The 24,541-nt window shown below is 38.3% G+C and carries 23 protein-coding genes; 5 read left to right on the top strand and 18 right to left on the bottom strand.

The genetic code is table 11. From position 1 onward, the window contains the following. Window positions 1-20: 20 nt before the first annotated feature. Both KNQ18_RS00930 and KNQ18_RS00925 read left to right on the top strand, forming a co-directional pair. The gene (locus tag KNQ18_RS00930; protein WP_029342674.1) at window positions 21-455 is read left to right on the top strand and encodes a sigma factor; all 435 of its coding nucleotides are present in this window, start codon (window positions 21-23) and stop codon (window positions 453-455) included. Continuing rightward, the gene (locus tag KNQ18_RS00925; RefSeq protein ID WP_251133275.1) at window positions 455-1,285 is read left to right on the top strand and encodes a tyrosine-type recombinase/integrase; all 831 of its coding nucleotides are present in this window, start codon (window positions 455-457) and stop codon (window positions 1,283-1,285) included. The genes KNQ18_RS00930 and KNQ18_RS00925 overlap by 1 nt, the downstream gene beginning before the upstream one ends. Here the strand turns inward: KNQ18_RS00925 and KNQ18_RS00920 are convergent. After that, window positions 1,266-2,084: a tyrosine-type recombinase/integrase gene (locus tag KNQ18_RS00920; RefSeq protein ID WP_214724072.1), complete on the bottom strand. Its 819-nt coding sequence runs from the start codon at window positions 2,082-2,084 to the stop codon at window positions 1,266-1,268. The genes KNQ18_RS00925 and KNQ18_RS00920 overlap by 20 nt on opposite strands. 238 nt (window positions 2,085-2,322) lie before the next feature. Between KNQ18_RS00920 and KNQ18_RS00915 the strand changes: the two genes are divergently transcribed. Together KNQ18_RS00915 and KNQ18_RS00910 are read left to right on the top strand one after the other, a co-directional pair. Next, entirely contained in the window at window positions 2,323-2,766 is a 444-nt protein-coding gene (locus KNQ18_RS00915) for a hypothetical protein (RefSeq protein ID WP_214771595.1), read from the top strand. A gap of 136 nt (window positions 2,767-2,902) precedes the next feature. Then, the gene (locus KNQ18_RS00910) at window positions 2,903-5,233 is read left to right on the top strand and encodes a bifunctional diguanylate cyclase/phosphodiesterase (protein WP_251133274.1); all 2,331 of its coding nucleotides are present in this window, start codon (window positions 2,903-2,905) and stop codon (window positions 5,231-5,233) included. 112 nt (window positions 5,234-5,345) lie between these two features. Here the strand turns inward: KNQ18_RS00910 and KNQ18_RS00905 are convergent, their stop codons facing one another. From KNQ18_RS00905 to KNQ18_RS00825, 17 genes are all read right to left on the bottom strand, one after another. Next, window positions 5,346-5,885 carry a hypothetical protein gene (locus KNQ18_RS00905; RefSeq protein WP_214724076.1) on the bottom strand — a complete coding sequence of 180 codons (540 nt, stop codon included), beginning with the start codon at window positions 5,883-5,885 and terminating at the stop codon, window positions 5,346-5,348. A 352-nt stretch (window positions 5,886-6,237) separates the two neighbouring features. Then, window positions 6,238-7,404 (bottom strand): nucleotide sugar dehydrogenase, encoded by a 1,167-nt coding sequence (locus KNQ18_RS00900; RefSeq protein ID WP_149427878.1) that lies wholly within the window; start codon window positions 7,402-7,404, stop codon window positions 6,238-6,240. 3 nt (window positions 7,405-7,407) lie between these two features. Beyond that, on the bottom strand, window positions 7,408-8,766 hold the full coding sequence (locus KNQ18_RS00895) for an O-antigen polymerase (protein ID WP_215083584.1): 1,359 nt from the start codon (window positions 8,764-8,766) through the stop codon (window positions 7,408-7,410). Further along, window positions 8,763-9,365 carry an acyltransferase gene (locus tag KNQ18_RS17390; protein ID WP_285800524.1) on the bottom strand — a complete coding sequence of 201 codons (603 nt, stop codon included), beginning with the start codon at window positions 9,363-9,365 and terminating at the stop codon, window positions 8,763-8,765. Before KNQ18_RS17390 ends, KNQ18_RS00895 begins: the two co-directional genes overlap by 4 nt. After that, window positions 9,362-10,786 carry an oligosaccharide flippase family protein gene (locus KNQ18_RS00885; protein WP_215083583.1) on the bottom strand — a complete coding sequence of 475 codons (1,425 nt, stop codon included), beginning with the start codon at window positions 10,784-10,786 and terminating at the stop codon, window positions 9,362-9,364. Before KNQ18_RS00885 ends, KNQ18_RS17390 begins: the two co-directional genes overlap by 4 nt. A 27-nt stretch (window positions 10,787-10,813) precedes the next feature. Continuing rightward, window positions 10,814-11,935 (bottom strand): glycosyltransferase, encoded by a 1,122-nt coding sequence (locus KNQ18_RS00880; RefSeq protein ID WP_214724083.1) that lies wholly within the window; start codon window positions 11,933-11,935, stop codon window positions 10,814-10,816. Beyond that, complete coding sequence (gene wecB, locus KNQ18_RS00875) at window positions 11,935-13,062, bottom strand: non-hydrolyzing UDP-N-acetylglucosamine 2-epimerase (protein ID WP_214724085.1); 1,128 nt, start codon at window positions 13,060-13,062, stop codon at window positions 11,935-11,937. Before wecB ends, KNQ18_RS00880 begins: the two co-directional genes overlap by 1 nt. Continuing rightward, a complete protein-coding gene (locus KNQ18_RS00870) occupies window positions 13,059-14,183 on the bottom strand; it encodes a polysaccharide biosynthesis C-terminal domain-containing protein (RefSeq protein ID WP_214724087.1) in 1,125 nt (374 codons plus the stop codon). Before KNQ18_RS00870 ends, wecB begins: the two co-directional genes overlap by 4 nt. A gap of 11 nt (window positions 14,184-14,194) precedes the next feature. Continuing rightward, the gene (locus tag KNQ18_RS00865) at window positions 14,195-15,250 is read right to left on the bottom strand and encodes a polysaccharide biosynthesis protein (RefSeq protein WP_214724089.1); all 1,056 of its coding nucleotides are present in this window, start codon (window positions 15,248-15,250) and stop codon (window positions 14,195-14,197) included. Window positions 15,251-15,265: 15 nt separating this feature from the next. Continuing rightward, a complete protein-coding gene (locus KNQ18_RS00860) occupies window positions 15,266-16,486 on the bottom strand; it encodes a glycosyltransferase family 4 protein (RefSeq protein WP_214724091.1) in 1,221 nt (406 codons plus the stop codon). Next, window positions 16,473-17,357: an NAD-dependent epimerase/dehydratase family protein gene (locus KNQ18_RS00855; RefSeq protein WP_214724092.1), complete on the bottom strand. Its 885-nt coding sequence runs from the start codon at window positions 17,355-17,357 to the stop codon at window positions 16,473-16,475. Before KNQ18_RS00855 ends, KNQ18_RS00860 begins: the two co-directional genes overlap by 14 nt. Window positions 17,358-17,361: 4 nt before the next feature. Next, window positions 17,362-17,988, bottom strand: coding sequence for a sugar transferase (locus KNQ18_RS00850; RefSeq protein ID WP_214724094.1), 627 nt, complete (start codon window positions 17,986-17,988; stop codon window positions 17,362-17,364). Window positions 17,989-18,007: 19 nt separating this feature from the next. Next, entirely contained in the window at window positions 18,008-19,864 is a 1,857-nt protein-coding gene (locus KNQ18_RS00845; RefSeq protein ID WP_251133273.1) for a polysaccharide biosynthesis protein, read from the bottom strand. A 35-nt stretch (window positions 19,865-19,899) separates the two neighbouring features. Next, window positions 19,900-20,787 (bottom strand): UTP--glucose-1-phosphate uridylyltransferase GalU, encoded by an 888-nt coding sequence (gene galU, locus KNQ18_RS00840; RefSeq protein ID WP_214724322.1) that lies wholly within the window; start codon window positions 20,785-20,787, stop codon window positions 19,900-19,902. 191 nt (window positions 20,788-20,978) lie between these two features. Then, entirely contained in the window at window positions 20,979-21,743 is a 765-nt protein-coding gene (locus tag KNQ18_RS00835) for a tyrosine-protein phosphatase (protein WP_133207892.1), read from the bottom strand. 11 nt (window positions 21,744-21,754) lie between these two features. After that, window positions 21,755-22,450, bottom strand: coding sequence for a CpsD/CapB family tyrosine-protein kinase (locus KNQ18_RS00830; protein ID WP_050678204.1), 696 nt, complete (start codon window positions 22,448-22,450; stop codon window positions 21,755-21,757). Beyond that, a complete protein-coding gene (locus KNQ18_RS00825) occupies window positions 22,443-23,174 on the bottom strand; it encodes a YveK family protein (protein ID WP_214724098.1) in 732 nt (243 codons plus the stop codon). The genes KNQ18_RS00830 and KNQ18_RS00825 overlap by 8 nt, the downstream gene beginning before the upstream one ends. A gap of 199 nt (window positions 23,175-23,373) precedes the next feature. Here KNQ18_RS00825 and KNQ18_RS00820 point away from each other — a divergent pair, with 199 nt between their 5' ends. Next, entirely contained in the window at window positions 23,374-24,525 is a 1,152-nt protein-coding gene (locus KNQ18_RS00820; protein ID WP_214724100.1) for a hypothetical protein, read from the top strand. Window positions 24,526-24,541 lie beyond the last annotated feature (16 nt).

The following is a 24,541-nucleotide window of genomic DNA, read 5'->3' as shown; positions in this document are numbered from 1 at the left end:
ATCTGAAGAAACGGATACCCATGAACGATTTACTACGTAACTGGATTCCCCTCGTCAACTCCCTCCTGTCCCGCCTCTCGATCCACCCGAACGAACATGATGAATGCCGGCAAGCTGCCCTACTACGACTTTGGAAATCAATTGAAGAAGGAAAGGTCATGACCGTCACCTTCGCCCGGATCCGGGCAAAAGGGGCGATGCTCGATTACTTAGCGACCCGCAACCGGACGCTTGCGACTGAAGTCGCGGTCGAGACGATGCCGGAACTCCCTCGGACCCCGAACGTCTCCTTTCATTATCTCCTCAGCGAACTCAAACGGGATTTGTCGAATAAAGAGTACACGTTTCTCGAAGCCTTGATGCACGGCACGGAAGAGACGCTCGGTTACTCCCCGGCGCGACTGCGCTCATTGAAGTCGGAACTCCGGCAGAAAGTCCAATTCCTCCTCGGATGATGACCTATTATCAAGAACGCTTACTTGCGATCATCGAACAGGCGGACTATCGTCCCTTGACGAAAAAAGCCTATCGCTCGGATGTACGGCATCTCTGTCGCCATGTCGAACGGATCGATGTTCCGTCGCTCCAACGCTACGGTAAGTTCCTACGCGATACTTACGCTCCAGCAACTGCCGCTCGACGACTGCATGCTCTCTCAATCCTGTTCGATCAACTGGTCGCTGAACGTTCGCTCCAGACGAATCCATTGGTGCGTGTCAAAAAACCAGTTCCCGCACCCTACCGACGACTTGCCTTCACGTATGACGACGTCCACCGTGTCCTCGAGACGATTCGTGACGAGGCTGTCTACGCCTTTAGCTTTCTTCTCCTGCACACGGGACTGCGGTTTTCGGAAGCCCGTGACTTACAGCTCGCAGATGTCGACTTTGCGCGCGATCAGGTACTCGTCCGGAGTGGTAAAGGCGATCAATCACGTCAAGTTCCGCTGCATCATGCATTGCGTGATGTCCTGACGCGTTACATCGAGACGATCCGTCCTGATGTCCTGCCGTTGTTTTGTGAAGATAGTGGACGACCGGTCAATCCGGCAAAGTTTCGTCGTGTCTTAAAAGAAGCAAGTGAACGATGTCTCGGACGGATCCTGCGACCGCATGACATCCGGGTCACGTTCGCGACGACACTTTATCACGTGCATCAGACGGACATTCTGACGATCATGCGCTTACTCGGTCACAGCGATGTTCGGACGACCCAACACTACGTTTTACCATTGCACGATATTGCCCATACGTCAGTCAATCGCCTCAAGCGGACAGACGATTAAGAACGTCCCGGACGTGATTCGTCTGGCTACGGATATATCCTTCCGTCGTCGAGATGCTGGCGTGACCAAGCAGACGCTTTATATCGAGTAACTTCAACCCTGCCTGCTGATAGAGATAGGTCGCATAGGCGATCCGGAGCATATGCGGACGGACGTGACGCTTTAAGGACGTAAATCCGACCTCGCGAAGCGCCTTCCTTGCCGCATGTTCATTGATCATCCGTTCCGTGACGGATTGAAACAAATAGCCGGTCGTACGATTTGCTAGAAACAGAACGATCTTTTCGCAAAGGGTCTCTCCGATCGGAACGGTCCGTGTCCGCCCACCTTTGCCGTGACGAACATACAGTTCATTCTTCGCTAAATCAAAATCCTGCACCGTCAACAAACGGGCCTCCATGAAGCGGAGGCCCGTTTGGCTGAGCACCTCGAAGAAGAGGCGATAGGTTGGATCTTGAATCTGTCGAATTACGGGGATCAACTCTTCACTATCATAATAGGTCTCATCTTGAAGACGTTGATGGACGATCGGACGGATCTCGACCATCGGATTCTTTTTGATCCGTCGTCGCTCAACGAGGACATTTCCGAGCCGGTGTAAGGCATGATACCGTCGCAGGATCGTCGACGGCTTATAATGTGCTTTCATCCAGTGAAAGTAGCGTCGTAAGGACGCGACTGACCAATCGATTTGATGCAAACGCATTTGCCGAAGATCACTCCGATATGCTTTGATCGTATGAGCTGACCGCGAGCAGTCGGTCAATAAATACTGATCGAGATAGTCATAGTGGGTCATAGCTGGTTCCTCCTTTTGTAGGGACTGACATGACAGCCGATGGAGTACACGATTGATTTCTGATGAAATATCAAGAATCGCTTTCCCTAAACAATCAATGAACGAAAAACAAAAATAAGGAAAAAAGTTACAATCATATTGAATCTATGTTCTGCAGATCAGGAGAAAAAGCATACCTTTCTTTACCCTGAACGACAGCGCATTGATTCCCTCCACTAATCGATAAAGGAGCTTACATATGAATACGGATAACGACTATCTTGGCAATCCAACAGATATTCTCGTCACGACGTATGTGACGGAAGAAGACTTGCGCGACATCATCGCAACCGAATTTAAAGATTTTTGGCACCCGAAACTACGCATCACCCCACATGAACTCGTGATTAGCGGATCGACCGTCTCAACAGAACATCGATTTGCCCATCATAAATCGTTCACCCTCACGATTGCCCCGTTTCGCATCCGTCATAACATCATCTCGTTTCATATCTATGACATCAGCCCAGCATCCCAAGAACAGACGATTTTGAATCTGCTAAAGGCAAACCCCAACTTGTCTTACAGCTATCACATGATTCATGTCCATCTTCAACCATGCGACTTCGGAAATCCGTTTTTCCATACGCTTCAGTATACGAAATTAATGGATCATAAAATCCTCGTCGGTCTTCATCTATAATTGATATGCTTTGATGTTTCCTCACCTGCAGATATTATTTGAAAAAAATGTATATGATTGAATGAAAAAGGGTATCTAGATTACACCTTTACCATTCGATTAAACATTCCACTCTGCCGAGGTGACTCCATCCATCATGCCAAACCATACGATGCATGCTCATACTGACTTTTTACTTGTCACGTTATCTTATCTGATTGCTGCAACATCCGCCTATATCGCAATTGAACTCTCGGGACGCGTCAAAACGGCGACCGATCGTTCGAAACATCTTTGGTTGATTGCTGGTGGATCGATTTTAGGTCTTGGTATCTGGTCGATGCATTTCGTCGCGATGCTTGGTCACGGTACCTTGAAGGATGCGACCTACTCGTTCCCGCTCGTCTTTCTATCGGTCATCATCGCGATGACAGGATGTATCCTCGGCTTTTATCTCGTCGCCCGCCGCATGTCCCGTGAATCGTTCGTTCTTGGCGGTTTTTTGATGGGAAGTGCGATTGCCGGCATGCATTATGTCGGGATTGCTGCTTTACAGGGAATGACCCTGCAGTATCATGCTGGGTACGTCTTACTCTCGATCTTGATTGCGATTGCTGCTTCTTGGACCGCACTCTGGATCGGTTTCTTTTCGCGTTACGCAAAACAACAGATGCTGGTACAGACGAAAGTCTTCTTTGCTCTCATCATGGGCATCGCGATCTCCGGGATGCATCACGTTGGGATGCTCGGTTTAGAGTTTCAGATGATTCCATCATTCACGAGTGATCAAGTCATCGAACCAGCGATGCTGTTGACACTTGTTTCAATCGTCACGCTCTTTTTATTCATCGTCTTCTTCGCTTCCGTCTTGTTTGACCTCCAGTTACGTAAGCGTGACTTCATCCAAGCGACGATTCTTGAATCCACTGAAGATGGTGTCGTCACGACGAATCCTGATGGTCTAATCCAATATGCGAACTCGCTGTTCCATGATTTTTTCCCGGAACGTCATCCATACTTAACGGAGCATGACGTAGCTTTACGTCTTGATGTACCCGATCATACGAAACAGATGCTACACGTCGACGAACGTATCCTTGAAGTCGTCAATCATCCGCTAAAAGGAGAGAACTTGAATCAGACACTATGGTTCTTCCGCAACGTCACGGATCAAGTTTCGTCTCAGCAGCAACTCGAACACCTTGCCTTTCATGACCGGTTGACGGATTTACCGAATCGAGACAAGATCACGCTCTTCATCGAAGAACAGATTAGACAAGGAATTCCGGTATCCTGCCTTTCGCTCAGTATGGACCGTTGGCGTTCTCTGAGTGATATGCTCGGACATAAAGGTGTTGAGAGTCTATTGCTGCAGATTGCAGAACGTCTACAAGCAACGATTCACGCGCGTGATGTTCTGGCACGTCTTGATTCATCGGAATTCCTTGTTCTCCTCGTTGACGAACGCAGTCATCTGGCGACTCAAAAAGCTGAGAAGTGCTACACTGCCTTATCGCAACCATTCGATATCGATGGAACGGTCATTACGCTGACGATGCGCGCTGGGATTAGTCATTACCCAGAAGACGCAACAACAGCAGAAGAACTGATCGAGTATGCAAAACTAGCACTACATGCTTCGTTTACTGAAGCGCAAAACACGATCAAGGAATTTAAGGTCGAGAATCGAAACGATATCTTACGGACCGTCCAGATCGAAAAATTCATGACCGAGGCACTCGAAGCAGAAGCCTTCGAGCTCGTCTATCAACCAAAGATTGCAGTAGCTACGGAACGCATGACGGGTGTTGAAGTGTTAGCACGCTGGACGCACGATGAGCTTGGGTTCGTCTCACCGGCAGAATTCATTCCAATCGCTGAAAATACCGGAGCGATTCATGCCCTAGGTGACTGGGTGTTACGTACCGCCTGCCTACGCTGGGTCGCGTGGCAAGACTTGACACCGGAACCGTTTTCGATTGCTGTCAACGTCTCCCCACTTCAGTTCGCGAGTCAAAAGTTCTTACGTCGCGTCGAAAAAATTCTCGAGGAGACAGGAATGAATCCAGCATACCTCGAGCTCGAAATCACGGAGTCCGCCGCCTTATCGTATGAGACGGCTACCTATGAAAAATTAGCACGACTACAGGAACTCGGTATTCGTGTTTCCCTTGACGACTTCGGTACTGGTTACTCGTCCTTTAAACAACTTCGTTCATTACCAATTCAGTTATTGAAGATTGACCGTTCATTTATCAGTTCGTTATTTGATGGTAAGAACCAACAAGCGATTGTTCAATCGATGATCCAACTTGGTCATAACTTAGAAATGGAGGTCTTGATTGAAGGAGTAGAGACAGTTGAACAGGCAGACTGGCTTGCGCGTGAAGGTTGTGATTATTTCCAAGGCTATTATTTCAGTCGACCACTAAAAGAAGATGATTTTTTCGGATATATAAACATGTTGCGGTCGAACGGAAGCGCCTAATTTATTAACCATGAATTCCGCAGTGAAGCTTTTTTGATAATCACCTTACCATTATAATAAGAAAAGCACCTGAATCTGTATATCCAGGTGCTTTTCTATAAGTACTGATAAATTAACCAAGCATCAACAACAATTCAATATCTTGATTCATACCTATATATAACTCATTAATTGATTTTTTGATATCTGCTTTACTAGAAAAAGAATCTTCGATAGTTTGATTTGTATTGTATGAATTCACTTGAAGATGGTTTTTTAATTCTATGAGGTAAGATCGCTGATTTTCATTGAAGTACTCCGGTTGATATCTTACATGATGTCCGATATTTTTGACTAAATCGTTCATCTCACTCAATAATTTTAGTAAGTCCGATTTTTTAATTTCTTCTTTTTTCAATGTTGAAGAAGCGAGAACGTTCTCAACCTGAGCACTTATTTTTTCGTTGTATGATTGATTTTCTGACAGAGTTGAAACATTTGCAGACAGTTTTTTTAGATTGTTCATATAACGAGTTGTTGTTTTATTTTGATCTACTTCAATTTTCTTATTCACACTTAAAGCGCTATACGGATACATATAATTAATTACTAGTGCAATAACAATAACTATGATCATAGCGATTCCTATGTATTTTTTTGTATTACTTTTCAATTTCCCCACCATCCTTTTCAGAACAACTACTATGTTATGAAAAATGTAACACGTATTAATTTGATTACAAAGCTAACCTTATTAATAAAATCATTCTTTTTTATTAATAATCTACAGCCATAGAGATAAAAAATATAGATACTAAATTGGAGTGATTCTTGGTCAACGTGAAACACTTGATATTTTGATGAATATCGCACAGTTCAATTAGTCTAGTTAACAAATGGTATCCGTATTACGTACTCAAAAACAATGGAGTATAAACTTTTCAAACTTCCTTGGAAATCCATACAAAAAGAGTGCACTTGGGTGAACAGTTCGTTTCATCCAAGTGCACTCTTTCGATTATTCTTTAATCTCTACTGTACAAATCCCGCGTATAAACCTTCTCTTCCACATCACTCAACTCTGGATGCATCCGATTCGAAATAATGATATCCGATTCTTGCTTGAACGCTTCAATGTCACGAATGACACGTGAGTTGTAGAACGTATCTTCCGTCAAGACTGGCTCAAAGACTGTCACTTCGATTCCTTTCGCCTTGATCCGTTTCATGATACCTTGGATCGATGACGCACGGAAGTTGTCCGAATCTGTCTTCATCGTTAGACGATAGACACCGACGACTTTCGGATTTTGTTTAATGATTGTATCCGCGATGTAGTCTTTCCGTGTCCGGTTAGCTTCGACGATTGCACCGATGATGTTATTCGGAACATCCTCATAGTTCGCAAGCAGCTGCTTCGTATCTTTCGGTAAGCAGTACCCACCATATCCGAACGAAGGGTTATTATAGTGATTCCCAATCCGGCTATCGAGACCAACACCTTCGATGATTTGCTTCGTATCTAAATTTCGTACTTCCGCATATGTATCAAGTTCATTGAAGAACGCGACACGCATCGCAAGATAGGTGTTCGAGAAGAGCTTGATCGCTTCTGCTTCCGTCGAGTCAGTCAATAAGACAGGAACGTCTTTCTTCACTGCTCCTTGCAGTAATAAGTCAGCGAACTGTTGCGCACGCTCTGACCGTTCACCAACGACGATACGCGATGGATAAAGGTTGTCATGTAACGCCTGTCCTTCACGCAAGAACTCTGGTGAGAAGACGATGTTCGGTGTATCAAATTTTTCTTTTAATTCTTCTGTATAACCGACGGGTACGGTCGATTTGATGACCATCGTCGCATCCGGATTAATCGCAAGTACCGTAGCGACGACGCTTTCAACTGTCCGTGTATTGAAGTAATTACGTACTGGATCATAATCCGTCGGTGTTGCAATAACGACGAATTCTGCTTCTTTATAAGCTTCGAAGTTGTCCGTCGTCGCATGAAGATTCAACTCTTTATGTTGAAGGAAGTTTTCGATTTCTGCGTCAACGATTGGTGATTTACGGTTGTTGACGAGTTCGACTCGCTCTTTAATGATGTCAATCGATGTGACTTCATTATGCTGGGCGAGTAATACGGCCATTGAAAGACCGACGTATCCAGTTCCTGCAACGGTAATTTTCATAATTTAATACCTCGTTTGCGATAAATTGTTGTTTTTATATATTTTAAAAGTAAAAAACACACTAAATAAAATCATATAAAGCAATAAATCAGAGAAAAATTGAGTTATTCTCAAATTCGAAAGTTGGAAACTTATAATAATATTTGCATAAATAAGGATAGAAAAAAGGTTATATTCATTTTTTATCATGTATTCGTACGATTGTCTGAATATAAGACCTAATAAAAACATACCAATCAATACTCCTATAAACCCGAAATTCAAATACATATTCCCAAAAGTTTCAGGAGGTAAAGAAGATTTATACAGAGTGGTGTAAGGGGCATTTGGAGCTATGTTCATTCCCTCTACTAAGCTTTTAACGTAAACCCCATCATCAACAGGCGGTTTATCAGGATAAAAACTTCTAGGAATCACAACAAAAAATAAATCCTTAAAAGTTTTTCCTAACCAAAATTCATGATTATCAAAATAATTAATAATAAACAAATAATGTCCTACATAACTAACTTCAGTAATAATTGATGTTAGATTAGATAATACTTCTTTAGAGAACCCTCCTATATCAGTTATATATCCCATAATATCTTGACTAGTTCTTAATATTGGAATTGCAATCATATAAAAAATCGCTAAAGGTGATAAAAGTAATATTTTTTTCTTTAAATTTTTTATTTTTCCTATTTTGTAATTCCAAATTATTATACAAAATATTACAAACTCTAAAGACGATTTTCTTCCTCCTAAAGTTGTTAAAATTATAAAAGTAAATAACACTAGTGAAATTAATATGATTTTTTTCAACATATTGTTTTTAAAGTTAAATGTTCCTATGTAAAAATAAACACTGATAGGTAGTAAACTGATAAATAAAGTAGAGTACCCATTACCTGTAGTAAATGCAGCTCTGTTTGCGATATTATTGAGCCAAAAAGTAAATCCACCTACAGATTGAATAAAATCGATATAAAAGATCAATCCTAATGAAAAAACTAAAATCGTAGCAGTTAAATATCGAGCTTCGCTTTCAAGATTAAAAAAGTGAAAACCTCTGTTTTTATTTATTTTTTTCATTTTTCTTTTTCTAGAGAAGTTTATACCGAGATATAAAGCAAAGACACCAAAAATCATATACAAAATATAAATAATCATAGTTGAATCTAAATCTTCTACTTTTGCATCAATTCTTGAATCAATAATGTTCTTATCAAAATAATAATTAATTATAAAGGGAACATTGTAAACAAACAAAAATAAAGTGGATAATTTTACAGGGGAAAAAATATCTTTATTTTTTTTGCTATCTACTACATACATTAAAACTAGAATTAAAGACAAAATTAAACTAAGAAAAATTATCATTTCATCATACCTTTTTTAGAGTAATACTCTAATTTCTCTACTGGAATATATCCTATATACTCTTTATCATCTTTCCAATTTTCACACTGATCGATATCTAGCTTTTTTATAATTTTCGCTGGATTACCGGCAATGATGCAATAGCCCTCTTCAAAACTTTTAGTGACTACTGCCCCAGCACCTACTATTGTATGATTACCAAGAGTTACTCCAGGTAATACAACTGCATTCATACCTATCCAACAATAGTCTCCTATTATAACTTCTGATTGTTCATGTTTGTTATAGTTATAAACACTATGATTAGCACTTACAATTCCAGAATTCTGAGCCATTATAGTGTAATTTCCAATGCTTACTTTGCCAATTCCTTGAACATAGATACCTTTATTAGCTCCTACATTACTGTTAATACCAATCGTAACATCTCCAAAAACGTGAGATGTTTTATGAACTGGCCAAAATACATTTCCTTTGAAACGAGTGAGCTTTAAAAAAATATATTGAGGTATATTCACATAAATTTTGTTATCTAATACATTGAACATATCTTTAAAAAACGGTATCTTCCTCATTATAATTTGTAGTTTTTTTTTCATTTTTTTACTAAAACCCTCCATAAAAATTCGACTATTTCTTTATTGATAGTAAAACTGTATACAATAAATAAGAGAATTACATTTATGAAAATAAAAATTAGTGAAGTTAGTGGATCATAGCTATACAGCAGTTTATAAATGATGAATATACTACCAGATATAATTAATCCAATTAAAAGTGCCTGAAGAAATTTTTTTAATGGGTATATTTCAAGGATTGAGCAATCCAAATATTTTTTTAGTTGGATATTCTGACGAATCATTAAGCTGATATTTGTAAGTAGCATAGCTAGTGCTACTCCATAAATACCAAAAATCCATCCAAAGAATACGATTAAAATACTGTTAACAATCAAATTTATTACTGTATTCATTAAATAAACTTTGTTTTTTTCAAGTGCTAAAAAAATAGTGCTATAAATATATATTCTAGAAAGAGCACTTAATTGATACATTATAAATACCAAATATGCAGCCTCGTATTCCTCCGAAAACAGAATCGATAAAGTTTCTTTTGAGAAAAAAATTAAGGGAATTATTATCGAAAAAATAATTACTATCATTATTTCTCCAACTCTATTCCATAAAATTGTTACCTCTCTTTTATTATGTTGTAAATTTCTAATTTTTGGTATTAAAGTATTAAACACTGCGTACCCTAAAAGTGACATTATAGGGATTTCGTAAGAAGCATTTGCTAAAAAAGCAAATTCTTTTTTAGTGAAAAAAATAGAACCATATATTTTATCTATATTCATATTAACAACTGTAACTAAACTCGCTATAAATAGAGGTATTATAAAAGCAATAATTTTATTTAAATCACTTTTATTAATTTGTACTTTTAAGTCTTTTTTTACTGAAATTAAGAAAATAAAAAAATATATTAGTTTAATTAATTCTCTGATTAACAGTGCAATAAACACTTCTTTTAAATCCCAATTAAAAAAATATGTTCCTATTGCTATAGAACATATTAAAAATCCATTAGCAGAAACATTACTAGAAAATAACAATCGAATTTTATCATAAATAATGTAAAAATTATCTTGCCATAAACTTAATAAATTTAAAAGAAATACTAAAATTAATACTATCATTAAACTTAAACTATAATCTCCAATTAACAACAAAAAAATTGTATAAACGACTGGTGATACAAAAGAGATCATTGTAGTCAAAAATAAAAGTTCATTTAAGAATGCATTATTATTTTTATTCAAGAAGTACATAATAGCAGACGGTATACCGAAAGTTAAAATTGTATTCAATATTAACAAATATGTTGTTAATAATCTATATTCACCATATTCATCAATAGATAAGCCTCTTGATAAAATCATTAGCAATAATATGTTAGAGGATAGAATTATTACTTTATTAACCCCTAGAAAAATACTTTTAAGTTTCAACGAATTCATAATTCTTCCCCTAACACACATTAATATTTATTGAAAAATTTTTTTTGATAATTCTATATTTCTATTTCTTTCCGAGTTCAGTTTAACGATAAACTTCTCAATTGCTGAAATTCTTTCGTTATATTTTTCTTGATTCTCAGATAAACATAAATTTATTGACTCAACCCATTCTTTTTTATTTGTCAAATCGATATCGAATCCTATATCTAAATCTTTAAGATTTCGCCAAGGAGTTTGATCGCTAATAATTACAGGAGTTTTAGCAAGAAAAGACTCAATTATAGCGTGACCATAATTCTCACCTAGTGTTGGTAAAATAAAATAATGATAGTCTCTAATAGTATTGCTTACTTTAGAATTTTCTATATGACCTTTGTAATTAACACTCAAATTTTTATTACTTTTTAACATTTTCATTGTTTCATTAAAATACTCTTGACTCTCAATAGGTCCAAAAATATCTAAATTGACTTTACCCTTTATATTTTCAAAAATACTATTAAGGAAATGTAAATTCTTTTTTTGACTAATTCTTGAGATGAATATTAGATTAAGTTCATTCTCATTTTTTGTTATTATTTTATCGATGTTAGTGTAAGGATCAGGTAAATTAGGTGCCAAATAAATTTTCTTATTATGAAATTGATTGGTAATGTGTTTTGTTTCTAATTTATCTGTAGAATGAAATTTAAAATTAAAAGGAAGCAAATTAAAAAAACTTAGGAATATTCTTTTTTTATTCTTTTTTATATTTAATGCTCCTGGAGAAAACTCACCACGAGGCGCTATTATAATCTCCGGATTTATTCCTAATAGTAATCTACACAAATAAACTTTTACACTTAAAGGAGAAAAAAAACTATTTAAGTATATATAGTCAGGATTGACCTTATTAATCATTTTTTTTATCTCAATAATGTTTAATTTTGTTAAATCAGTGTACAGTATATTTCCCCATTCTCGATTGTAAAAAATATCAGAATCTATATTTGAATAACTGCATTCATCACCTAAATCTTTATTTTTTGTGATAATGGTAAAATTGAAGTGGTCTTTTAATGAATCAACCATGTTTTTAATAGATTTAATTGGTCCGCCAGCTTTATAACCAGGTTCAAAATACTCTGTGAAAATTAATATTTTTCTCATTAAGCCTTTCTCCATATTTCTCTATTAATAATTGAAGTATAGCTTTGGATTATTTTCACAACCTTAATTGATACGTTCTCATCTTGATAATCTACCGGAGACTTTGTGATTTCTTCATACTTTACTGAATTCGATGCGATATTTATACTATTTTCAATAGTTTCCTTGTTCAAGCCACTAATGACGATAGATCCTTTATCTAAGACTTCAGGTCTCTCAGTAGAAGTTCTAATCAAAACACCTGGAAAACTTAAAATTGATGATTCTTCTGATAACGTTCCACTATCTGATAAAACGCAATATGCATTTTTCTGTAAAGCATTGTAGTCATTAAATCCAAATGGCTTTAACTTCATAATATTTTTATTTAATTCGACGTTATTTTCCTCTATCTTTTTCCATGTTCTTGGATGAGCAGAGAAAACTATTTTTTTATCGAATTTTTTAGCAATATAATTTATAGAATCTATTAATTGATTAAAGTTTTGCTTATTGTCTATATTTTCTTCTCTATGAGCAGACAATACCATGTAGTTATTTTGTTCTAAGTTTAGTTCTGCTAATATATTACTAGAATTTATTTTGCCTTGTTGATTTTTTAAAACCTCTGCCATTGGAGAGCCAGTTACCATAATATGATCTTTTCGAATTCCTTCACTAATTAAATTACGTCGGCTATGCTCCGTGTATGTTAAGTTAATATCTGATGTATGATCCACTATTTTACGATTAATCTCTTCTGGAACATTTTGATCATAACAACGATTTCCAGCTTCCATATGGAATACAGGAATTTTTAAACGCTTAGCAGAAATTGCTGCTAGACAGCTATTCGTATCGCCTAAAATTAATAACGCATCTGGTTTTTCTTTTTTCATTACCTCATATGATTTTTCAATGATGTTACCCATGGTTTCACCCAAATGATTACCAACAACATTTAAAAAGTGATCTGGTTTTCTAAGTTCTAAATCTTCAAAAAACACTTCATTTAAGCTGTAATCCCAGTTTTGCCCAGTATGTACTAAAACTTGATTGAAAAATTCGTCACAACGTTTGATCGTTGCTGATAAACGAATAATTTCAGGTCTTGTTCCTATGATTGTCATTACTTTTAATTTAGTCATTTCATTACCTCATTCATATAAGTATCTGGTTTTTGCGTATCAAACTGCTCATTTACCCAAAACAACGTAATCATTTCAGTTGATCCAATATTCTCGATAGAATGTGTGTATCCTGGTGGAATATCCACTACTGTTACATTTTCGCCAAAGACCTCATATTCTAATACATCATTTCGCTCTATATGTCGAAAGCGAATCATTCCTCTACCTTGAATGACGATAAATTTCTCAACTTTCGTATGATGATAGTGATTTCCACGAGTAATCCCTGGCTTAGTGGTCGAAACAAACATTTGTCCCATATGCGGTGATTTGATTAATTCGCTTAGCCAACCACGATTATCTTCATGCTTCGTCAAAGAATATGAAAACTTTGATTCTTTTAGATAAGATAGATATGTTGTATATAGTTTTTTAACGAAAAAATCACTATAATCCGGAAGTTGTAAATTATCTCGCATAGCTTTAAAGCTTTGTAATAAATCAACTATTTCCTGAAGCGTTTTTGTGTATGTGAAAGTCACATCAGCAAAAATCGCTTGAGGTTTTTTTACTTCTAAATCATTAAATAACACGTTTATTATTGCTTCTATAACGTCATCAATATAAGCGAGTGTCACTTTGATTGAAGGGTCGTGTACATTGATTTCTAAATCATTTGCAATGTTGTTGCAAAATGTGGCAACTGCTGAGTTGTAGTTCGGTCGACACCACTTACCAAACACATTGGGCAATCGAAAAATATAGGAATTGGCTTTAGCATCTTGACTATATTGAATGACCGCTTTTTCAGCCGCATATTTACTTCGACCGTAAGCATTATCTAAATCAGCTTGAATTGATGAGGACAAAACAATCGAAGGTTTTTGTTCAGATTGAAGAGCATACTCAACTAATTGACTCGTCAATTCTTGATTGCCTTCAGTAAATTCCTTCTCGTTAACGGGACGATTAACGCCTGCTAGATGAACAATCTTATCTGCTTGATTGACAAGTGCTTTCAAATCATTCATTGTCTCATTTCGAGTAAATGACAGCACTTCTATTTCTTGATTTTCTTTTAAATGAGCGACTAAATTTCTACCGATAAATCCATTTGCACCAGTTACGAGTACTTTCATTTTCAAACTCCTCACATTAACTCAATAATGCTATCTGTTTTGACTGTTTCTTGCTTCCATTGACGTAATTCATGTTGGATATATGGTAACTCCATCAACATCTCTTTTACTTGATCTACAGTGACACGATTCGTATTATCAGAATTATATTCTAAATGATCTCGAACCATTTCATTTCCTTCTGTAAAGAACTTTTCATAGTTTAGATCGCGAGTGTCAGCTGGAATTCGATAATACTCACCATGGTCTTCTGCTTTTACGAACTCTTCTTTCGTTAATAACGTTTCGTATGATTTTTCTCCGTGACGAGGTCCAATGATTTTAAATTCGGCTGTTGAATTAAAAAGCTCTTTTAATGCAGTAGCTAATTCGAAAATAGTGCAGGCAGGTGCTTTCTGAACGAATATATCTCCTTGCTTTGCATTGTTGAAAGCGTATAAAACAAGATCAACTGATTCTTCTAAAGACATTAAATAACGCGTCATACTTGGATCTGTAATCGTTAAATCTTTTCCTGCTTTCATTAAGTCTACAAAAAGTGGAATGACAGATCCACGTGATGCCATTACATTTCCGTACCGTGTAGAACAAAAAACTGTTTCGTCTTCAGATACATTTCGTGAAGCTGCGACCATACACTTCTCTGCCATTGCTTTTGAAATCCCCATAGCATTAACTGGATATACTGCTTTATCTGTACTTAGTAAAACAACTCGTTCTACTCCATGATATTTAGCGGCACGAAATACATTGTCCGATCCTTGAACATTTGTTTTAATTGCTTCCATTGGATAAAATTCACATGAAGGCACTTGTTTTAGTGCTGCTGCATGAAAAACATAATTAACACCCTTCATTGCATCTTCGACACTATTGTAGTCACGTACATCACCAATATAAAATTTTACTTTTTCATTGTTAATTAATTTTCTCATATCATCTTGTTTTTTTTCATCACGGCTAAAAACTCGAATCTCTTTGATATCTGTATCAATGAAACGCTTTAGAACTTGATGTCCAAATGAGCCTGTTCCACCTGTAATAAGCAATACTTTATCTTTAAACATTATATTTACCCCATTCTAAATAGTTTTTTCAAGTTCTCGATCCATTTGGTCTAGTAACATGTCTTTATGAAAATGCTTTTGATAGTATTTTTTTGAAGATATGCTCATTTCATTCAAATCTTGTTTAGATAAATTAGCAAACGAATGTATATTATGTACAAAGCCTTCAATATCTCCCGATGAACTACTCATCCCTGCTTCAGATTCTTCAATAATTTTTGCACTTTCACCATTTACAGACCCAATTATCGGCATTCCACATGCCATATATGATTGTAACTTCGCTGGAATAGTCATTGAAAATAACTTATCGTTTGCCAATGTGAGTAATGCTATATCATGTTTACTCAAAATCATAGGAATTTGTTCAGCTGGTTGTCGATCAATAAAAGTAAAGTACTCCTCTACTTTTTGATTAATAATTAACTTTTTTAGTTCACTTTTATATCTTCCGTCCCCAACAAGAGTAAATACTATTTTTTTAGGTAAGTTCATATCTTTTAATTTAGCTGCTACCAATGGTAATATTTCTAATCCTTGAGCAGTACCAATATTTCCAGTGAAAATAATTGATAATTTTTCTGCTATTTTATTATCAGATTTATTGCTAATTTCTTGATAAAAATCCTCTGCATACTGTGGCCAAAATTGTATTTTATCTCTTGGTACTCCACGATTTTCGATAGCGTTTATAAAACTATTTGAAGTTGTTAATATTTTTGTTGAATGCTTATATATATAATCAACCATTTTCCCTATTGATTGAATAATGAGCGGATTTTTAATCCCAGTTACAATTTCCACGTTTTCCGGCCATAGATCTTGAACGTATAAGAGACATGGAATATTTTTTCTTTGCGCAAACCAGACTCCAGGCAATGCCTGTGTCATTGGAGATACTTCAAAAATGAATACGTGTGTCGGTTTCACTTTGGAAAAAAGGGACCAAATTCCTCCACTTATAACGAAAGACAAGTAATTTAAAACTAATCGAATCGAGGAATTACCTCTCGCAATAATTGGTAAACGTATAATGTTAATTCCTTCATACACTTCATTTCTTTTCTTGAAAAATCCGTACCCTTTGAAGAATTTACCTTGAGGATAATTTGGAATTCCTGTTACTACTGTTACCTTATATCCTTTAGAAACCCACTGCTTGCAGATATCATTGATCCGAAAATTTTCCGGAAAAAAATACTGACTAATTACTAAAATATGCTTATTTTTTTTCATACTTTATCCCTTCGGTTATAAAAATACTTTCATGAAAATCATATATACAATAATCCGTATTTCCATTTAGTCGAGATAGTTCTTGATCATAGATGAATGTACCAAATAATTTGTTTGCTACTTCAAACCTTTTAATCATGAGCTTTATAAATAGTTGAAAACCAGGAATTAGGAACACTTTTTTATTCTTACTTTTAGCTATCACTTGAACCATTTCTGACGTATTTACATATGAGTTATTCTGTGGAAAAAACAATCCTTCCGATTGACTCTCAATAATTTGATATAAAAACATCGATAAATTGTCTACGAACAACATACTCCGTTTGTTAATAAAATGAGGAAATAAAGGTGTAATACTTGCTAAACGAGATAGTCGACTATAATTACCTTTAGATCCTTCACCATAAATCATTGGCGGTCTAATGACTGCTACTTTAAATTCGTTATTTTTAAGAGTATTTAACAAACTTTCTGCCTGTAGTTTACTGTCTCCATAAAAAGTAGCTGGGTTCGGAACTGTATGCTTGTCAATTATCGTCTCCCTTGAATCGGCGTCTCCGTAGACAATAATGCTACTCATAAAAATGAATTGCTTTACACCATATTTTTTGGCATGTGTCGCTACTTCAAAAGTTAAATCACGATTTATTCGATAATATAAATCCTTATTACTAGCATGTCTTGAGGAATGAGCTATACCAGCTAAATGAAGCACTGAATCGTACATAGAAAAATCTTTAGTTCTCCATTCATCATTTCGAACACTTAAAAATTCTACAGAAATTTGATTTGGAAAATTAGCTAAAACCCAGTTACTGAATTGATTTCCTATATATCCATTTTCACCAGTAATCAATATATTTTTCATCAACTTACTCCTTTGTACTGGCAACTTCTTTTTTAGAAACGGCACCCGTTCCACCTTCAACTACTCCATCACTTTTCAATACGCTAAAGATTGTAGCAATGAAGCAATGTGAGTCCATTAAAATCCCCATACGTTGAACATATTCACCGTCAAGTTTTGCTTTTACTTCAATCGGTAATTCATCACGACCATTGATTTGAGCCCATCCTGTTAAACCCGGTAATGTATCGTTCGCTTTGTATTTATCGCGCTCATCAATCAAATCATATTGATTCCATAACGCAGGACGCGGTCCGACAAAGCTCATCTCACCCTTTAAGATGTTAAACAGTTGTGGTAGTTCATCTAAACTTGTTTTTCGTAAGAACTTCCCGACACGCGTAATATAAACATCCGGATCAGCAAGCAAATGAGTCGGTGTATCTTGTGGTGTTTCAATATACATGGTCCGGAACTTCAAAATGTTGAAATGACTTTTCTTCAACCCAACTCGTTTTTGTTTGAAGAAGACAGGTCCTCTTGATTCAATCTTTATCGCTCCCATGATGCATAAAAACACTGGTATCAATACGATACATGCCACAAGTGCTAGGATGAATCCTAACAACCGTTTCACTTTCATATAACTCATTTGCTTTAGCTCCTTATGTTCATACTAATTTTTGTTGTTTCATCGCAACGTCATTGGCGATATCCAGTAACGTATTGCGTAACTGCAATGGATTTAGTTGATGATTTTCTACCATCAGTAATATTTCTTCGATTGGTTCAGCTTGTTTCGTTCGACCGACGAAAATTTTCGGATAAATCGCTTCTGGATCGACTTCTCCATCTTTTAGTAATTCTTCATACATCTTTTCTCCAGGTCGGATTCCTGAGAAGACAATTGGCATCTCGTCTTCCGTAAAACCACTTAACTCAATCATATTTTTTGCAAGATCAACGATTTTGACTGGTTCGCCCATATCAAGGACGAATACCTCTCCACCGTCAGCTAGAATACCGGCTTGAATGACCAATCGACTCGCTTCTGGAATCGTCATGAAGAATCGTGTCATTTCTGGATGAGTCACCGTAACAGGTCCACCGGCTTCAATTTGCGACTTAAAGAGTGGAATGACAGACCCTCGACTACCAAGGACGTTACCGAAACGAACGACAGCGAACTTCGTCTGACTTCGTTTCCCCAAATCCTGAATGATCATCTCGGCAATTCGTTTCGTCGAACCCATGACGTTCGTCGGATTGACCGCTTTATCCGTTGAAATCATGACGAATCGTTCGACCTGATGACGGTCGGCTACTTCTGCGACGTTCTTCGTTCCATAGACATTATTTTTAACTGACTCATACGGATTTGCTTCCATTAAAGGCACGTGTTTATGAGCCGCTGCATGGAAGACGACATCCGGTCGATGTTGTGCAAACACTTCATCTAAACGCATCTGGTCTTGCACATCGGCAATGATTGGCACTAGATTGATTGCTGTCTGTAAACTACGAAGTTCCCGTTCAATCAAATAGATGCTGTTCTCACCATGACCGAGTAATACTAACGTCGTCGGATTGAATTGAATGATTTGGCGACAAATTTCTGATCCAATCGATCCACCGGCTCCTGTAACAAGGACCGTCCGTCCTTCAATCTCACTTCGAATCCCCGAGATGTTCAGTTCAACCGGTTCGCGTCCGAGTAAGTCTTCAATCGATACATCGCGAATCGCGTTGACCGAGACTTTCCCCGTCACAAGTTCTTCAATCATCGGTAAGGTTTGAACGTTCTTACACAGTGTCTTTGCCTCGGTGATCAGTTCGATCCGCCGTTGCTGTGACAACGATGGAATCGCTAAGACGATGGCTTCAATTTTATGTCGCTCGATGACTGCTTTTAAGTCCTCCGTCGTTCCTGCAACTTCGATTCCTTGAATCACGAAATGCATGTTTTTTGGATCATCATCGACAAAAGCAACCGGCTTTAATTCATGGAATGGTGATGCATAGAGTTGACGAACCAATGCCCGTCCTGCACGTCCTGCCCCGATGACCAACGTCCGCTTTCGCGACTTGATCATACGACGAGGTAAGGCATACTTCCGCCAATGTTGACCGATCCCAAGGAGACGTAAGCCTACTCGGATTGCTCCAAGTAGCAGTAAAGAAATACAAAAACTTAATAGCGTGATGCGTTCTAAGACTTGTCCGAAGAATAGAACTTGATACACTATTAAGCCGATTGAGCTGAGTCCCAGGGACAATGATAATGTCATTGCTTCCTGTACACTCGCATATTTCCAGTTAACACGGTACAGTTTCATGAGAAACGCGACAGTGATGAAGAGTAGGGCAAATACCGTCGCTGACTGAATTACATCACGACTGTCGATCAATAAAAATAATTCCTTTGGATACAAGAAAAAATATGTAAAGCTCATCGCCACCATCAATGCACAGGCATCCATACATGCCAGTAAAATCGTCCGGTAATAATAATACTTCTTCACGAACATTCACTCCTTTCAACTAATATTTGACATACTGATTTTCAGACAAGCGATTGTGATTTGTGTGCCTGTAACAACTCTTCCATCATCGCTGCTACGTCTTCCCCTAAATCTTCACGGTTCAAGGCAAATTCGAGTGTTGTTCGAATGAATCCTAATTTTTCACCAACATCATACCGTTTACCATCAAATTCGTAGGCAAAGACCCGCTGCATTTCATTGAGTCGTGTAATCGCGTCCGTCAATTGAATTTCGCCACCGGATCCGATTTGTTGTGTTTCAAGATATTTAAAGATTTCTGGCGTGAGTAGATAACGCCCTAAAATCGCTAAGTTCGATGGGGCTGTTCCTGGTGCTGGCTTTTCGACGAAAGATTTTACCTTATGTAATTGCTCTGAGATGCTCGTACTTGGATCAACGATTCCGTAACGATGTGTATCTTTTTCTGGAACAGGTTGCACACCAATGATCGAACTATTCGTGATTTCATATTGTTCGATTAACTGTCGCGTACAAGGCACTTCAGCCTGAACGATATCATCACCAAGCATGACGACGAATGGTTCATTACCAACGAATGCTTTCGCTTGAAGAATCGCATCCCCAAGACCTTTTGGTTTTGATTGACGAATGAAATGAATGTTAATCTTCGTTGTCTCTTCGACTAAGTAAAGTAATTCTGATTTATTTTTCGAAATCAGGTTCGCTTCTAGCTCCGGTACGGAATCAAAGTGATCTTCGATCGCGCGTTTCCCTTTACCAGTAATAATCAAGATGTCTTCGATTCCTGATTCGATCGCCTCTTCAATGATGTATTGAATCGTTGGTTTATCAACGATCGGTAACATTTCCTTTGGCATCGCTTTTGTCGCCGGTAAAAAACGTGTTCCGAGCCCTGCTGCTGGAATGACTGCTTTTTTAACTCGCATCATCTAGTTCACTCCTCATTCCAAATTCTAATTGGAAATTTATATTATCAATCCCATTCTTTATGTAAAATACAATAACACAGGAAACATGTCATTTTCCATAAAGTTTTCCATAATTTAATAATGTAAGCGTTAACATAGAAAAAAGAGAGTGCCAATTCACTCTCTTTCCCTTACCTTGACAAAAAATGTTACACCCACTGTCCTTTCCAATTCTTCTCGACAGGACTCGGGGGATTGATTGTCACGAGTTGGTTCAAGAGAACGGCTTCATTGTTTTCATAAATCTCATCGATCAACCAATCTTCGAATGTTTTCTCAAGCATCCGTTCGCATTGCTTCCAGTAGAATGGACGTTTCTCGAGGTGATGCGCATCACTTGCCACAAGATGGGCTAGCCCATTCTCAAGCAAGGCAATCGCAAATCGCTGAACATCCTTTCCGTACTTCCCGATCAAACTGGCACACGTCACCTGACTGATCGCACCGTTTGAAATCAATTCAAAAAGTAACGATGGATTTTGAATGATTGCTTTATTCTTTTCTGGATGGGCAACGACCGGGATATAACCATCGGAAATTAATTCTGCAAAGACTTGGCGCGCATACGATGGAATTCCGCTTGATGGAAACTCGATCAAAATATAGCGTGAATCGTTCAGCGTCAGCGCTTGTCCTGCTTCTAACGCTTCCATCAACTCACCGATCAACCGGATCTCATGACCTGGATAGACGGTTAACGGAATATCACGTTGTTTCAACAAGACATTGAACTCATCGACCGTCAACTGGACATCGACATCTTCTGTTTCGAATTGTGGATGATAGAGGTGTGGAGTCGCGATGATCCGCGACACCCCCTCTGCGACGGCTTGTTCAGCTAACTGCAAGGCATGTTCGACACTGGCCGGACCGTCATCGACGAGCGGCAAGATATGACAGTGGATATCAACCATATAGATGTCCCTCACTCATAGGAATAGTAGTATTGGTATGCTGAATCATCCGTCAGTTCACGACGGTTCAAGACGACACCGAGAATTTTCGCTTCGGCCAGTTCAAGCTGTTCTTTCGCTTTTAACACTCGTTGACGATCAGATGTCGTACAACCGACGACAAGGACAACACCATCCGTTAGTTTCGAAGTAATCCGACTATCGGCGACTTGTAGTAATGGCGGTGCGTCAAAGATGATGATGTCGAATTCTTCACGTAGTTGTTCCGTTAGATGCTCCATCGCACGTGACGACAAGAGCTCCGCTGGATTCGGCGGAATCGGACCGGCTGTCAAAATTGATAGGTTATCGACTTTCGTTGGTAAGATTGCCTTTTCTTTTTCCGCTTGGCGAGTTAAAAGACTCGAAAGTCCAAGACCATTCGCAACACGGAACGTATAATGAACCGTTGGGCGACGCATATCTGTATCGATAATCAATACTTTTTTCCCTTGTTGCGCGTAAGCGACGGCCAAGTTTGATGACGTCGTTGATTTTCCTTCACCTTGTGTTGCGGAGGTGACAAGAATTGCTTGAATCTCACGATCGACAGCCATGAATTCAATGTTCGTCCGGATCGTTCGATACTGCTCAGCAACAGGTGACTTCGGTTGCGTGACCGTAATCAGTTTCCGTGCATCTTTGTTCATTTTGCTCTTCTTAGCCATATTGTTTGACCGCCTCTCGTTTTGCTGCTTTTGACGATGACTTGAATACTTTACTGTCGATATCCGGGATACTACCGAGTACCGGGAGATCAAGAATTTGTTGGACCTGATCTTCTGTCCGGATGCGACGATCGAGTACTTCACGTAAGAAAGCAAGACCGACACCGAGTAAGAATCCAACGACTGCTGCTATTACTGTGTTCAAAATAATATTGGGACTGACAGGTGACGTTGGGATACCTGATGTCGACAAGACCGTAACGTTATCAACACTCATTAATTCTTGAACGTCTGAACTAAAGACTTCAGCAATCGAGTTCGCCAAGTTGGATGCTAATGCTGCATCGGTACTTTGGACCGAAACGTTAATGACCTGAGAGTTTTGCTCACTTTCGACCGTGACCATGTTGTTCAAAGCATTCATATTCGTTGGTGCGTTCGGAACTTCCTTTTGAACCTGTTCTAAAATCGCCGGGCTCTTGATGATGACCCGATATGTATTAACCAATGTGACAGACGACTGGACAGACTGTGCATCAATGACTTCATTGTCTTGTTTCTTCGGTGTGACGAGAATTTGCGTCCCTGCTTGATACGTCGGTTTAATCAAAAAGCTACTGACGGCAAATGAGATGAGGGCGGCGACAATCGTCAACGCCAAGATGCGCCAGAACGATTTACGTAAAATCGAAAATAATTCCTGCAAGCTAATCGTTTCATTCATGGTCTAATTATTCTCCTTTATTTGTCTAATTCAGTGACTTTCCTACATCAACTAGGACTCAGTATAACAAATATTTGGGAAATGGTTGATGTTTTTTTAGGAAATGACATACGTTTATTGAAAAACATTGCGTATAATAAAAGATGAATTGTTACTTTTTACATTCATTTCCGTATCTCGACATAGGAGGAATTTCTTTATGCATCGCTCGTTACAAGCGCTACAATTCTATACATCTCACTCGAAGGAAGATATCGCACGACTTCATGAACGGATTCGTTCGAGTCTTGCTTCGACGGAATCCTTGACGGATACGATGATCCGAATTACCGGTCAACCGCCACTGATTCCTTATGACGAAGATACCGTCACGGTCGACGAATGGAATGCATTTCTCGCCGGAAAACATCATGCGACATTAGCTGACTTTTACGGTACATTAGTCGCTCGTCCAATCTTGGACGAAGATGGTCCACTCCCGGACGAGGCAGAAGAACCACTTCCGACTCTTTCACGGAGTCAACGCGAACCGGAACCAAAACGACGTAAAAAAGAGAAAGAAATCAAGCATGCTGGAGCAAAACGACCGTTACCTTGGGGCTGGATCGCGCTGTTGATTCTTTGTTTCTTACTTGGAGCCGGTGGAACTTACGTCTACTCGACATACTTCGTAGGATCTGCAGATACGACACCAAAGGCTACTGTCGAAAAACCGGTCACAGTTGAAAAAACGAAGGAAAAGAAACCAACAGCACCAGAAGAGACTGCCGCTGTTGATGATGTCCTATACGTCAAAACACGTTCGAGCAACATCTATCGGGAAGAGTCGATGACGACATTGCTGTACGAAGCCGATTTCGGTGACGGATATCGCATCGTCAAGAAAAATGACGGCGTGACTGAAATCGAATTGTCGGATGATTTAACGGGGTATATTAAAACGTCCGATACAACAAAACAGCTTGAAGGTGAACCACTTGCTGATGAAACGCTTTTGACGTGGGTCAACGATCAGCTCGATACGAGTTTTGTTACCGGGACCCTCATTGACCTTATCGGCAAAAGTAGTGAAGAACTGAATAGTCTTTATGGACCAGCCGATCGGACTTTCAATGATGAATTGCATGACTACCTGTTTTACGGAAATCACTTTTTTGTCTTGAAGGACAACAAGGTCATCGCCATTGACTGGACGGAGACGACTATTACGAATGAGCAATTAGCCTCACTCGCCCCACTTCAACTAGAAACGGAATCGACAGGACTCGTCACGAGTAACTCGTATCGTCTCCAACGTTTTGCAAAAGACGGAACGATCAGTCGGATTCGTCTAGCGGAACAATCGTTCTAAACGAAAAGCACCGAAT

It is taken from the genome of Exiguobacterium sp. s78, assembly GCF_018618985.1.
Taxonomy (GTDB): domain Bacteria; phylum Bacillota; class Bacilli; order Exiguobacteriales; family Exiguobacteriaceae; genus Exiguobacterium_A; species Exiguobacterium_A abrahamii.
This window is presented reverse-complemented; position numbering and strand designations above follow the sequence as displayed.

What these genes read in the sequence shown, in the direction of transcription:
- KNQ18_RS00930 (WP_029342674.1), top strand. Translation starts at nt 21, where the DNA reads ATGAACGATTTACTACGTAACTGGATTCCCCTCGTCAACTCCCTCCTG.
- KNQ18_RS00925 (WP_251133275.1), top strand. Translation starts at nt 455, where the DNA reads ATGACCTATTATCAAGAACGCTTACTTGCGATCATCGAACAGGCGGAC.
- KNQ18_RS00920 (WP_214724072.1), bottom strand. Translation starts at nt 2,084, where the DNA reads ATGACCCACTATGACTATCTCGATCAGTATTTATTGACCGACTGCTCG.
- KNQ18_RS00915 (WP_214771595.1), top strand. Translation starts at nt 2,323, where the DNA reads ATGAATACGGATAACGACTATCTTGGCAATCCAACAGATATTCTCGTC.
- KNQ18_RS00910 (WP_251133274.1), top strand. Translation starts at nt 2,903, where the DNA reads ATGCCAAACCATACGATGCATGCTCATACTGACTTTTTACTTGTCACG.
- KNQ18_RS00900 (WP_149427878.1), bottom strand. Translation starts at nt 7,404, where the DNA reads ATGAAAATTACCGTTGCAGGAACTGGATACGTCGGTCTTTCAATGGCC.
- KNQ18_RS00895 (WP_215083584.1), bottom strand. Translation starts at nt 8,766, where the DNA reads ATGATAATTTTTCTTAGTTTAATTTTGTCTTTAATTCTAGTTTTAATG.
- KNQ18_RS17390 (WP_285800524.1), bottom strand. Translation starts at nt 9,365, where the DNA reads ATGAAAAAAAAACTACAAATTATAATGAGGAAGATACCGTTTTTTAAA.
- KNQ18_RS00885 (WP_215083583.1), bottom strand. Translation starts at nt 10,786, where the DNA reads ATGAATTCGTTGAAACTTAAAAGTATTTTTCTAGGGGTTAATAAAGTA.
- KNQ18_RS00880 (WP_214724083.1), bottom strand. Translation starts at nt 11,935, where the DNA reads ATGAGAAAAATATTAATTTTCACAGAGTATTTTGAACCTGGTTATAAA.
- wecB (WP_214724085.1), bottom strand. Translation starts at nt 13,062, where the DNA reads ATGACTAAATTAAAAGTAATGACAATCATAGGAACAAGACCTGAAATT.
- KNQ18_RS00870 (WP_214724087.1), bottom strand. Translation starts at nt 14,183, where the DNA reads ATGAAAGTACTCGTAACTGGTGCAAATGGATTTATCGGTAGAAATTTA.
- KNQ18_RS00865 (WP_214724089.1), bottom strand. Translation starts at nt 15,250, where the DNA reads ATGTTTAAAGATAAAGTATTGCTTATTACAGGTGGAACAGGCTCATTT.
- KNQ18_RS00860 (WP_214724091.1), bottom strand. Translation starts at nt 16,486, where the DNA reads ATGAAAAAAAATAAGCATATTTTAGTAATTAGTCAGTATTTTTTTCCG.
- KNQ18_RS00855 (WP_214724092.1), bottom strand. Translation starts at nt 17,357, where the DNA reads ATGAAAAATATATTGATTACTGGTGAAAATGGATATATAGGAAATCAA.
- KNQ18_RS00850 (WP_214724094.1), bottom strand. Translation starts at nt 17,988, where the DNA reads ATGAGTTATATGAAAGTGAAACGGTTGTTAGGATTCATCCTAGCACTT.
- KNQ18_RS00845 (WP_251133273.1), bottom strand. Translation starts at nt 19,864, where the DNA reads ATGTTCGTGAAGAAGTATTATTATTACCGGACGATTTTACTGGCATGT.
- galU (WP_214724322.1), bottom strand. Translation starts at nt 20,787, where the DNA reads ATGCGAGTTAAAAAAGCAGTCATTCCAGCAGCAGGGCTCGGAACACGT.
- KNQ18_RS00835 (WP_133207892.1), bottom strand. Translation starts at nt 21,743, where the DNA reads ATGGTTGATATCCACTGTCATATCTTGCCGCTCGTCGATGACGGTCCG.
- KNQ18_RS00830 (WP_050678204.1), bottom strand. Translation starts at nt 22,450, where the DNA reads ATGGCTAAGAAGAGCAAAATGAACAAAGATGCACGGAAACTGATTACG.
- KNQ18_RS00825 (WP_214724098.1), bottom strand. Translation starts at nt 23,174, where the DNA reads ATGAATGAAACGATTAGCTTGCAGGAATTATTTTCGATTTTACGTAAA.
- KNQ18_RS00820 (WP_214724100.1), top strand. Translation starts at nt 23,374, where the DNA reads ATGCATCGCTCGTTACAAGCGCTACAATTCTATACATCTCACTCGAAG.